This window comes from Gilvimarinus sp. 1_MG-2023 (genome assembly GCF_030548285.1).
Map to the genome: position 1 here is coordinate 1 of NZ_JAUOSC010001838.1, position 231 is coordinate 231.

The 231-nt window shown below is 57.1% G+C and carries 1 protein-coding gene; it reads right to left on the reverse strand.

Features of this window, described 5'->3' with window-relative positions:
- Positions 1–230, reverse strand: a 230-nt coding sequence (locus tag Q4563_RS23045) for a P-loop NTPase fold protein (protein WP_303606206.1), incomplete at its 3' end; no start/stop codon positions are given.
- Position 231: the final 1 nt, after the last annotated feature.

The following is a 231-nucleotide window of genomic DNA, read 5'->3' on the forward strand; positions in this document are numbered from 1 at the left end:
CCAACACCCCTGGCTATAAGTCCGCCTGTTGGAACCCCTGCCAGCAGGGCTGCCCCCTCGGCCAATAGCCCCATAGCCCTGAACCCATCAACCCGGGCCAGAAGTTTCTTGGTTTTCGTGGCCAAACTTGCATTCCCGTCCACAGCCTCTGTCAGCGCGGTAGCTATTACTTCAAGGAGTGCAGCCCGAGCATCGTCATACCCCTGATACAACCAAGCATCGAACTTGATG